Origin of the sequence: Bacillus sp. REN10, from assembly GCF_016820555.1 — a bacterium.
In the GTDB taxonomy this organism is placed as follows: Bacteria; Bacillota; Bacilli; order Bacillales; family Domibacillaceae; genus Bacillus_CE.
Window position 1 is genome coordinate 1 of record NZ_JADHDW010000027.1, and the last position, 8,820, is coordinate 8,820.

An 8,820-nucleotide genomic window follows, 5' to 3' on the forward strand; every position below is an offset into this window, starting at 1 on the left:
GAACGGATTCGAAAGCGGGCGGACCTGATTATTTACAGCTGCATATGCAAGCAAAAACAACGTCAGAAATGTTATGATGCTTGTCGCATCTTTGATCTAATGAAGGAAAGAGGGCAAATAAAGCCAAGAAAATGTTGAAGGAGTTGGCAAAAGATGATCTTAGCGAAAAAAGTTAGGCTAAAGCCAACTCCTGAACAAGAAATACAGTTATGGAAGTCCGTTGGAACTGCACGATGGACGTACAATTGGACATTAAACAGACAGCAAGAAAACTATGCACAGGGTAACAAGTTTATATCAGACGGTGCCTTGCGAAAAGAAATTACTCGACTCAAACAATAAGAGGACTTCAAGTGGCTCAGTGATGTTTCCAACAATGGTGTTGATTTAGGAATCAAAGAATTAGCGGTTTGTTCAGATGGACAAGTGTTTAAAAACATTAATAAAACCAAAGCAGTACGCAAGACCGAGAAACGTTTACGTCGGTTGCAACGCAAAGTTTCTCGTAAATATGAGATGAATAAGGAGGGAGAATCGTTCGTCAAAACAAGCAACATTATAAAAATCGAAAAGCAAATACAACGCCTGCACAGACGATTAACTAACATTCGCACGAATCATCTTCATCAAGTTACAACTAAAGTGGTGAAAACCAAGCCATGTAAGGTTGTGATGGAGGATTTAAACATCAGCGGAATGATGAAAAATCGTCACTTAGCAAAAGCTGTAGCTAATCAAAAGCTGTATGAGTTTATCCGTCAAATAAAGTACAAGTGTGAGAAGTACGGGATTGAGTTCATGCAAGTTGATCGTTTTTACCCATCTTCTAAGACCTGTTCCTCTTGTGGGAAGATCAAGAAAGATTTAAAACTTTCTGATCGCACCTACAAATGCGAGTGTGGGAATAAAATGGATAGAGACTTAAACGCAGCTATAAACTTAGCTAACTATGGAAAATTAGCCGTCGGTCAATAACAAGACTTGGCTAATGTGTACGGTTCGTTGTACCGGAATTTACGCTTGTGGAGTGTCATACCAAATGCAAGTAGCTTCGGCAAAAGCAGGCACGAGGAAGCAAGAAGTAAACAAGGCTTTATAGATTTTTATAAGGTTTTGGCAACGGAATACGGATGACGACAAACATTCAGTCTCAACAAATTATTGAAAAAACAGAGCAATATGGCGCTCGTAATTATCATCCACTACCAATTGTGATTTCTGAAGCTGAAGGGGTTTGGGTGAAAGATCCAGAAGGTAATAAGTATATGGATATGCTTAGTGCGTATTCTGCTGTCAATCAAGGACATCGACACCCGAAAATTATTCAGGCGCTTAAAGAGCAAGCGGATCGGGTAACATTAACGTCAAGAGCCTTTCACAATGATCAACTTGGCCCTTGGTATGAGAAAATTTGTCAATTATCGAATAAAGAAATGGCTCTGCCGATGAACACGGGGGCAGAGGCTGTAGAGACTGCATTAAAGGCGGCGAGACGCTGGGGATATGACGTAAAAAAAATTTCTGATGGTCAAGCAGAAATTATTGCTTGCGAAGGTAACTTCCATGGTCGTACAATGGGAGCAGTATCACTGTCATCAGAAGAAGAATACAAACGCGGTTTTGGACCGATGCTTCCTGGTATTAAGTTGGTTCCGTACGGAGATGTAAACGCTCTTAAAAAAGCGATTACACCGAACACAGCTGCTTTCATTGTTGAACCCATTCAAGGAGAAGCAGGCATCAACATTCCGCCAGCAGGCTACTTAAAAGCTGCTTATGAGTTATGCAAAGAAAATAATGTCATGTTCATTGCCGATGAAATTCAAGCAGGTCTTGCTCGTACAGGAAAAATGTTTGCTTGTGAATGGGAAGGTTTTGAACCGGATATGTATATTCTTGGTAAAGCGCTTGGAGGAGGGGTGTTCCCGATCTCTTGTGTGGTCGCTAACAAGGATATTTTAGGTGTGTTCAATCCTGGCTCCCACGGTTCAACTTTTGGAGGAAACCCAATGGCTTGCGCGGTGTCTCTAGCTGCTCTAGATGTATTAGAGAATGAGAAACTTGCAGAGCGTTCCTTAGAATTAGGAAAATATTTTGTGGGCAAACTAAAAGAGATCAAAAACCCCATCATTAAAGAAGTTCGAGGCAGAGGGTTGTTTATCGGTGTTGAGCTTACCGAACCAGCTCGCAAATATTGCGAAGCATTGAAAGAAGAAAACTTGCTTTGTAAAGAAACCCATGATACGGTGATCCGTTTTGCCCCGCCATTAGTCATTTCAAAAGAGGAATTGGATTGGGCAATCGAACGCATTCAAAAAGTGCTAGGGTAACCTTGTACAAATTACTGATAATAAGATAAAAGAGGCGAATATCAAATGTCGGAAAATCTAAATTTATTCACATCTACTCAGAATGTCATTAAAGAGGCGTTGACAAAACTGGGTTATACGGAAGAAATGTACGAGCTTTTAAAAGAGCCGCTTCGCATGTTAACGGTCCGTATTCCAGTCCGTATGGATGACGGATCTACAAAGGTGTTCACTGGATATCGAGCACAGCATAGCGATGCAGCTGGTCCTTCAAAAGGAGGAGTTCGCTTTCATCCTGAAGTGAATGAAGAAGAAGTAAAGGCGTTAGCAGCATGGATGACGCTAAAAGCTGGTATTGTGGACTTACCTTATGGAGGAGGAAAAGGGGGAGTTGTCTGTGACCCTCGTCAAATGTCAATGGGAGAAATCGAACGTTTAAGCCGTGGATATGTTCGTGCGATCAGCCAAATGGTTGGCCCGACAAAAGATATTCCAGCTCCGGACGTATACACAAACTCTCAAATCATGGCATGGATGATGGATGAGTACAGCCGCATTCGCGAGTACGATTCTCCAAACTTTATTACAGGAAAACCGCTTGTTCTTGGTGGATCTCATGGGCGTGAGAAAGCAACAGCTCAAGGGGTAACAATCTGTATTAAAGAAGCAGCTAAAAAAGTGGGCATTAACGTGGAAGGCGCACGTGTTGTCATTCAAGGTTTTGGTAACGCAGGAAGTTTCTTGGCGAAATTTATGCATGATGCGGGAGCGAAAGTAATCGGTATTTCAGATGCTTATGGCGCGCTTCATGATCCTAACGGTTTAGATATTGACTATTTACTTGATCGTCGTGACAGTTTTGGAACGATCACTACATTGTTTGAAAATACCATTACTAACCAGGAGCTTTTAGAGCTTGACTGCGACATCTTAGTACCAGCAGCGATCTCTAACCAAATTACAGAGGAAAATGCTCATAACATTAAAGCGTCTATCGTTGTAGAGGCAGCGAATGGTCCAACAACATTAGAAGCAACGAAAATTTTAACAGAGCGCGGCATTCTTCTGGTACCTGATGTATTAGCAAGTGCTGGTGGAGTAACCGTTTCATACTTTGAGTGGGTGCAAAATAACCAAGGTTATTACTGGACAGAAGAAGAAGTCAACGCCAAGCTTAAAGACACGTTAGTTGCTGCGTTCAACAACATTTATGAAACAGCTCAAACGCGTGGAGTGAACATGCGCTTAGCCGCTTACATGGTGGGAGTTCGTAGAACAGCTGAAGCTTCCAAATTCAGAGGATGGGTATAATTAGATAAAAACCACATAAAATTGCCAAATATAACAGGCCGGTGAGATCGCTCTCACTGGCCTGTGTTTTATTACGTATCGGAAGTAGGAGTCCTTCTGAATCTTACTTCTTCGTCTGGTTTAAAGAGTAAACCAAGATTAATGAGCCCTGCAAGACCAACTAGTGTATAAATAATTCTAGAAAGACCCGATGTTTGGCCTCCGAATATGGAAGCTACTAAATCAAAGCGGAATAACCCAATCAATCCCCAGTTAAGAGCTCCAATAATGGTTAAGGCTAAAGCGAAACGTTGAAGTCCGCTCATTTGATTCCCTCCTTTCATCTATGACAGCTTTAGTATGTGTCATCTTCTTTTTTTTATACATTGAGTAAACGGCGCGTTCATATATGGATTTTTAGTTGTTATTTCTTATAAATATCTTTTGTGAACAGTTCTGTAGTTGTTGCTAAAAAAAGAAAATAATTCTACCTTTTTTCCTTGCTTCATCCCTTCGTTACAGTTAAAGTAAGAATGAAAAAAGTAAAATGGAGGTCTCATGACAATGACCCATATTAAGTTTGACTATTCCAAGGCATTATCCTTTTTTGGTGAACATGAATTGGAGTATTTGCGAGATGCCGTAAAGGTGGCGCATCATTCCTTGCATGAAAAAACAGGTCAAGGTGGGGAATTTACTGGATGGGTTGAATTACCTGTTCAATATGACAAAGAAGAATTCACTCGCATTCAACGAGCAGCTGACAAAATTAAAAGTGATTCGGATGTGTTAGTTGTCATTGGGATTGGCGGTTCTTACTTAGGAGCCAAAGCGGCGATCGATATGATGAGCCATAGTTTTTACAATCTTTTGCCTAAGGAAAAGCGAACCACTCCACAAATTCTTTTTGCTGGAAATAATTTGAGCTCTTCTTATATGAAAGAACTATGCGATGTATTAGAAGGAAAAGATTGGTCAATTAACGTGATTTCTAAATCTGGCACAACAACCGAGCCTGCCGTTGCTTTTCGGATGTTCCGCAAGCTGTTAGAAGAGAAATACGGGAAAGAAGAAGCGAAGCAGCGGATTTATGCCACAACTGATCGTGAGAAAGGAGCCTTGAAAACGCTCTCCTTAAATGAAGGATACGAATCCTTTATTATTCCTGATGATGTAGGTGGACGTTTTTCGGTGTTGACAGCGGTTGGTTTATTGCCGATAGCGGTCAGTGGAGTAGACATTACGGACATGATGAAAGGGGCAGCGCAAGCGGTTGAAGATTTAAGTGAATCTGAGCTAGATCAAAACATCGCTTATCAATATGCGGCAGCCCGTCGTATATTGTACAATCAAGGAAAGACGATTGAAATGCTGGTGAACTATGAGCCAGGGCTGCAATATTTTTCTGAATGGTGGAAGCAACTGTTTGGAGAAAGTGAGGGGAAAGACCGAAAAGGGATTTTTCCAGCCTCTGCGAACTTTTCAACGGACCTTCATTCTTTAGGACAATATGTTCAAGAAGGACGTAGAGATTTGTTTGAAACGGTGATTAAAGTAGAGACACCAAGACAAGAACAACTGATTGAAGAAGATGCGTCTGATTTGGATGGATTAAATTATTTAGCTGGACAAACGCTCGATTTTGTAAATGAGAAAGCTTTTGAGGGAACGTTGCTTGCTCATACAGATGGAGGCGTACCTAATTTAATCGTCACTATTCCTAAAATGGATGCTTATTCCTTTGGTTACCTTGTGTACTTTTTTGAAAAAGCTTGCGCGATGAGCTGTTATTTATTAGGGGTCAACCCATTTGATCAACCGGGTGTCGAAGCTTATAAAGTGAATATGTTTGCTTTGCTTGGGAAGCCAGGATATGAAGATAAAAAACAAAGCCTCGAGCAAAGATTAATATCTGAATAAAAAATTGCGGAGAAATCCGCAATTTTTTTTGCTTTGTGGAGCCATCTCACATCATGTCGACATAGTTCTTTTATTTTAGGGAACACTATAGAAAACTTTCATGCAGAAAGGGGAGTATAAGATGATTGAATTGATATCGCCGTTACAAGGGAAGCAGTTTAATTTATACGAGCTAGAACAAAAATTAAAGCCGATGGGGTTTGTGATTGGCGGCAATTGGGATTATGATCATGGTTCATTTGATTATAAAATCGATGATGAAGGAGGGTATCAGTTTTTACGTTTACCTTTTTCAGCGACAGACGGACAGTTAGATTCACCAGGAGTATCGGTTCGTTTCGGTCAACCATATGTACTAGCGCATGTATATCAGCGCGGGCTTGATGATCATGCGGAGGCAGGGGTGATCAGCGGCTCGGTGAATCAGTTTTCTGAACCGCAAGATCCTGATGGTCAATTGAAAGAAAAGTATGTGATTGCAGGAAAACGGCTGCTTGAAGAGGTGGAAGCTGAACTTAACGTTGAATAATTAAGAGCTCATCTTTTGGCTGAATGGGAAATTCAAAGGGGGGATTAATGTACGTTTTTTCCTCTCTTTGAATGCCGATTAATAACGTCTGTTCTTGTAATAAAAGTGGCGCTAACTGGCCGAAGCTCAAATGACCCCATTCTTCTTTTGTAGACAATATTTTTAAGTGTCCACCATTCGAAGGGTCGAGTAAATGGATGACAGTGCTAGAAATGCCATCAAAATATAAGCTGTTTAGCATAATCGAACTAGCGTGACGGTTTGTTTCGATCACTTCATTGGCTCCAGCTCGCTGCGCATTAACGACTTGCTCTTTCGTTAAAATCTCCACTACGCAATAAAGATCGGCGCGACATCCTTTGATGGCGACTAACGACAAAATAGAATTCATATCCGCATACACTTCATTTTTATGTTGATCAGCTGTAATGAGTACCATACTAGCTTCTTTGATGTTTGCTTTTTTTAATGTTTCATCTTTGTAAGGAGCTCCTTGAATAAAATGAACCACTCTTGTTGAGTATGGATTTGCTTGTAAGGAGTCATCGATGAGCACAATCCGGCGGGGAACAGTCAGTTCTTGTAACTGATCAATAATTTCTTTTGATCGCTCATTCCAGCCAACAATGATTAAATGATGGGTTTGTGTATACATTGTTTTTCCTTCTTTCAAGGCGTTTTGTGATGCAACAGCTGTCGTTGCTAAATGAACAAAATAAGAAGATAAAAAGCCTGCTCCGATGAAAATTAATCCGATGCCAAGTAGCCGTCCGGGTACGGTTTTCGGTGCGTAGTCACCAAAACCGACTGTAGATGCTGTAACAACGGCCCACCAAACGCCTTCAAAGACGGTTGGGAATGTTTGTGGTTCAATGAAATGAACAGAGGTTCCAAAACAGACGATGATAAAAACCGCAATCGAAAATATTCTGACGATCATTGGAGCTTCGACAAATTTAAAATATAATTGCTGAAGCATAAGTTGTTCTCCTTCCGCTTTTTTGCTGTCAACAGTATGTCCTTTTTTGCAAAATCGAAACAAAAACCATTGCTATTTATCATAATTTGAATATAATATTATTTAAGATATGTTACGGGGGCTTAGCTCAGCTGGGAGAGCGCTTGCATGGCATGCAAGAGGTCGTCGGTTCGATCCCGATAGTCTCCATATTGGAAAAACCTGCAAAGTATACTTTGCAGGTTTTTTTGTATATGTTAGGTGCCTTCCGATTAACTTGTCAATAATATGGTAGCGATAATTGTAGCAATCAATACAGAGCCTCCAGCGAGACGAATCCATTTGGTAGTCATAGAACTTTCTCCTTTCAGTAAACTGAATTTTAAGGTACGCTCTTTCTTTTCCTTTTCCCTTATCGTATGTAAAGTATTCCTCTTTTAACAAAGTTATGTTAAAGGTGACAGAAAAAGAAAAGAAGCCTCCCTATCCATATTACAGACGAAAAAGGTCTGTTAAATATGGATATAATAGTAAGGCTTCTTCCCGAAAGGTTTGTTTTATAAACTGGCAATTTCTATATTATCGACATAAGGAAGTTCAGATATCGTGTGATACACTTCAGTTGTACTTCGTTGGAAATAGACAGATACATTTAATTCTAATAAATGCGCTTCTTTTTTTAAGTCTTTAATACGCAGTCGAGTAATCACGATATCTTCTTCTTCAATGCTGTGGATCACTTCATCCAAGTTATCTTTATTTTTGATGGTCATTTTAATAAATAGAGCTTTTCGCTGCAATCCACTCGGGCCAAACAGTCTAAAAATAAGAGGGATAATTTCAACGCTAAAAATTAATAAGGCAAGGCCTGTAATTGCTTCTGCGAAAAAACCAGCTCCGACCACGATCCCAATCCCGGCTGCTCCCCAAATCATAGCAGCTGTAGTTAAACCGGAAATGCTATCGTTGTTTCTGTGTAAAATCACTCCAGCTCCTAAAAAACCCACTCCTGAAACAATTTGTGCGGCTAAACGCAGAGGATCCATCGTAATATTGATGAAGTCACTTCCTGGAGATTTATAAGCGGACTCAATTGATACGATCGTTAGTAAACAGCTCACAATAGAAATGACTAAACTCGTTTTTAATCCGACGGGCTTTCTTTTTAATTCACGCTCCAATCCAATAACTAATCCTAACACAGCTGATAGAATAAGTTTGATTAGTATCTCGGCTTCAAATAGCCAATCCATAAGCATACCTTCTTTCTGAACTAGAAGAACATTCATATATAATGATAAAATGATGATTCAATACAGTATAAATTAACAACTAGATAAATGCTAATCATGATAGAAGAGCAATGGCGGATAACAAAGTTTGTACATTATTCTATACAGAGCAAGACTAGAATAATGTATAAGCTGCATAATATGCGATAAAAAATATATTTTTTTAAAAAAGTTCTTGTTTTTAAGTTTTTATCATGATATATTATTACTTGTCCGAAAGACAACGAGTAAAGCAAGCTAAAAAAACTTTGATTTTTATTCGGATATGTGATAAGATAGAAGAGTCGCACTTAAGTAAATTGATCTTTGAAAACTGAACAAAATAAACGTCAACGTTAATTCAAAAAACTTAGTTTATCTAAGTGAAGCAATTTATGAGTTAAGGAACATCTGCTAAATTAGTCACGTTCTGTGACAATGCAGATGCCTGCACATCCATGTGCAATGCAAACATCTTTTTGGAGAGTTTGATCCTGGCTCAGGACGAACGCTGGCGGCGTGCCTAATACATGCAAGTCGAGC

Annotated in this window: 8 protein-coding genes, 1 tRNA gene, 1 rRNA gene and 1 pseudogene; 8 read left to right on the plus strand and 3 right to left on the minus strand. The window is 39.8% G+C overall.

What is annotated here, in order from left to right; all coding sequences use genetic code 11:
• The 4 genes and pseudogenes from IRB43_RS18340 to IRB43_RS17355 all read left to right on the plus strand — a co-directional run.
• The coding region (locus IRB43_RS18340; protein ID WP_481748142.1) for a hypothetical protein at nt 1-77 on the plus strand (77 nt) is incomplete at its 5' end.
• A 76-nt stretch (nt 78-153) separates the two neighbouring features.
• Nucleotides 154-975: pseudogene (locus IRB43_RS17345) on the plus strand (RNA-guided endonuclease InsQ/TnpB family protein).
• A gap of 155 nt (nt 976-1,130) precedes the next feature.
• Nucleotides 1,131-2,330, plus strand: coding sequence for an ornithine--oxo-acid transaminase (locus tag IRB43_RS17350; protein WP_203364708.1), 1,200 nt, complete (start codon nt 1,131-1,133; stop codon nt 2,328-2,330).
• A 45-nt stretch (nt 2,331-2,375) separates the two neighbouring features.
• Nucleotides 2,376-3,620 carry a Glu/Leu/Phe/Val family dehydrogenase gene (locus IRB43_RS17355; protein WP_203364709.1) on the plus strand — a complete coding sequence of 415 codons (1,245 nt, stop codon included), beginning with the start codon at nt 2,376-2,378 and terminating at the stop codon, nt 3,618-3,620.
• Nucleotides 3,621-3,691: 71 nt separating this feature from the next.
• Here the strand turns inward: IRB43_RS17355 and IRB43_RS17360 are convergent, their stop codons facing one another.
• The gene (locus IRB43_RS17360) at nt 3,692-3,925 is read right to left on the minus strand and encodes a DUF378 domain-containing protein (protein WP_203364710.1); all 234 of its coding nucleotides are present in this window, start codon (nt 3,923-3,925) and stop codon (nt 3,692-3,694) included.
• Between the two features lie 238 nt (nt 3,926-4,163).
• On the opposite strand from IRB43_RS17360, the gene IRB43_RS17365 reads away from it, so the two are divergent.
• Both IRB43_RS17365 and IRB43_RS17370 read left to right on the plus strand, forming a co-directional pair.
• Entirely contained in the window at nt 4,164-5,519 is a 1,356-nt protein-coding gene (locus IRB43_RS17365) for a glucose-6-phosphate isomerase (protein ID WP_203364711.1), read from the plus strand.
• A gap of 121 nt (nt 5,520-5,640) precedes the next feature.
• On the plus strand, nt 5,641-6,048 hold the full coding sequence (locus IRB43_RS17370; RefSeq protein ID WP_203364712.1) for a YugN-like family protein: 408 nt from the start codon (nt 5,641-5,643) through the stop codon (nt 6,046-6,048).
• On the opposite strand, the gene IRB43_RS17375 is transcribed toward IRB43_RS17370, so the two are convergent.
• Entirely contained in the window at nt 6,035-7,027 is a 993-nt protein-coding gene (locus tag IRB43_RS17375) for a potassium channel family protein (RefSeq protein ID WP_203364713.1), read from the minus strand. The two genes, IRB43_RS17370 and IRB43_RS17375, sit on opposite strands and share 14 nt — an antisense overlap.
• 116 nt (nt 7,028-7,143) lie before the next feature.
• Here IRB43_RS17375 and IRB43_RS17380 point away from each other — a divergent pair.
• Nucleotides 7,144-7,216 (plus strand) — tRNA-Ala (locus tag IRB43_RS17380).
• A 347-nt stretch (nt 7,217-7,563) separates the two neighbouring features.
• Here IRB43_RS17380 and IRB43_RS17385 read toward each other — a convergent pair.
• Entirely contained in the window at nt 7,564-8,259 is a 696-nt protein-coding gene (locus IRB43_RS17385; RefSeq protein WP_203364714.1) for an MgtC/SapB family protein, read from the minus strand.
• A 494-nt stretch (nt 8,260-8,753) separates the two neighbouring features.
• Here IRB43_RS17385 and IRB43_RS17390 point away from each other — a divergent pair.
• Nucleotides 8,754-8,820: ribosomal RNA gene (locus IRB43_RS17390) — 16S ribosomal RNA — on the plus strand; the annotation flags it as partial.

Excerpts from the sequence above, each read along its gene's own strand:
- IRB43_RS17375 (WP_203364713.1), bottom strand. The coding sequence starts at position 7,027 with ATGCTTCAGCAATTATATTTTAAATTTGTCGAAGCTCCAATGATCGTC.
- IRB43_RS17365 (WP_203364711.1), top strand. The coding sequence starts at position 4,164 with ATGACCCATATTAAGTTTGACTATTCCAAGGCATTATCCTTTTTTGGT.
- IRB43_RS17360 (WP_203364710.1), bottom strand. The coding sequence starts at position 3,925 with ATGAGCGGACTTCAACGTTTCGCTTTAGCCTTAACCATTATTGGAGCT.
- IRB43_RS17350 (WP_203364708.1), top strand. The coding sequence starts at position 1,131 with ATGACGACAAACATTCAGTCTCAACAAATTATTGAAAAAACAGAGCAA.
- IRB43_RS17355 (WP_203364709.1), top strand. The coding sequence starts at position 2,376 with ATGTCGGAAAATCTAAATTTATTCACATCTACTCAGAATGTCATTAAA.
- IRB43_RS17370 (WP_203364712.1), top strand. The coding sequence starts at position 5,641 with ATGATTGAATTGATATCGCCGTTACAAGGGAAGCAGTTTAATTTATAC.
- IRB43_RS17385 (WP_203364714.1), bottom strand. The coding sequence starts at position 8,259 with ATGGATTGGCTATTTGAAGCCGAGATACTAATCAAACTTATTCTATCA.